We start from the raw sequence: 1,494 nt of genomic DNA, 5'->3' as shown, positions 1-1,494 counted from the left end.
CCGTCTGCGCTGGAAAGCTACCTTGAATGTCCCTACAAGTGGTTCGCTCTGCGCCGTCTTCGCCTGTCGGAGCCGGACGCCGGGTTCGGGCCTCTCGAGATGGGCAGCTTCTCCCACAACGTGCTGCGTAGCTTCTACGAGCATTTCCGCGAGGCGGGGCATGCGAAGGTGGACTCCGCGACGCTTCCCGAAGCGCGCGCGCTTCTAGGCGAGACGTTCGACCGCCATCTGGAATCGCAACGCAACCTCAAGCGCTCGGTCAACCCGTTGATCCCGCGCACCGCCTTCGAACGCGCCGAGACGGCCGATCTGAGGAAGAGGCTCGTCCGGTTCCTCGACCGCGAGGCGCTGCTGCTGCCGGGCTTCGAGCCCGTGCGCTTCGAGTTCGATTTCGGCTCGAGCGAGCCGTTCCCGTACGCAGGATGCCTGCTGCGCGGCAGTGTGGACCGCATCGACGTGAACGGGGCCGGCCAGGCGGTGGTTATCGACTACAAGGGGTCGCTCAATGGCGACTACGCGCTGGATTCGGCATCGCCCGCCGCGCAGGCGGGCGGCGCGGTGCTTCCCCATAAGGTGCAGACGCTCATGTACGCTCAGGTGGCGCGCAAGGTGCTGGGTCTCGACGTGGTGGGTGCGCTGTACGTGTCGTACGGCCGCGATCGGCGCGTCTCGGGCGCCTTCGACCGCACGGTCGTGGGCGAGCGAGACGTGCCCGGCATCGACGTCGAGCGCTGCGGCGTGCCGGGGCCGGCAGGCGAGGCGCTGGGCGTCTCGTCGTTCGGCGAGCTGGTGGACGCGGTGGAGGATCGCATCGCCCGGGCCGTGCGCACGCTGGCCGACGGCTGCATCGGTCCCGATCCGCGCGGGGGAGACCCGTGCGGGTATTGCCCCGTGCTCGCCTGCGAGAAAAGGATGGGCGCATGAACCTCTCAACCTGCACCCCTGGTCAACGCCAGAGCATCGAGCACGTGCGCGGTCCCTTGCTCGTGTCGGCCGGCGCCGGCTCGGGCAAGACGTTCACGCTCACGCAGCGCATCGCCTATGCGCTTCTGCCCGAGAGCGGCCCTGCGGCGTCCGGCGTCGACGAGGTGCTGGCCATCACGTTCACCGAGAAGGCGGCCGCCGAGATCAAGGCGCGCGTCAAGCGCACGCTGCGCGCCGAAGGGCTGGCCGAGGAAGCGCTGCGCGTGGACGGCGCCTGGATATCCACCATCCACGGCATGTGCGCGCGCATCCTGCGCGCCCACGCGCTCGACCTGGGGCTGGATCCTGCGTTCGGCATCATGGGCGATGCGGAGCGGGCCGAAGCCGTGGCCGACGCCATCGACGGCGCGCTGGGCGACGACAACGATATCATCGCGCGCGGCTCGTACGCGGCGCTGTTCGACGAGTACCCCGCACGCTCGACGATGCCGCTCGCTCCGTCGGTGGCCTCCATGCTGCAGGCTCTGATGGACAAGGCGGCGGGGCTGCGCGGCGGCCTCGACGCGCTCG

At 69.7% G+C, this 1,494-nt stretch carries 2 protein-coding genes; both read left to right on the top strand.

Annotated features, from left to right (window positions below):
* On the top strand, positions 1-924 hold a 924-nt coding region (locus tag HMPREF1023_RS02810; RefSeq protein WP_035578329.1), incomplete at its 5' end, for a PD-(D/E)XK nuclease family protein.
* Positions 921-1,494, top strand: a 574-nt coding sequence (locus tag HMPREF1023_RS02805) for a UvrD-helicase domain-containing protein (RefSeq protein ID WP_009304632.1), incomplete at its 3' end; no start/stop codon positions are given. The genes HMPREF1023_RS02810 and HMPREF1023_RS02805, both read left to right, overlap by 4 nt.

The sequence above is a fragment of the Eggerthella sp. 1_3_56FAA genome, from assembly GCF_000185625.1.
GTDB classification, from domain to species: Bacteria; Actinomycetota; Coriobacteriia; order Coriobacteriales; family Eggerthellaceae; genus Eggerthella; species Eggerthella lenta.
The sequence above is the reverse complement of the archived record's forward strand: the minus strand, read 5'-3'. Positions and strand labels throughout refer to the sequence as shown.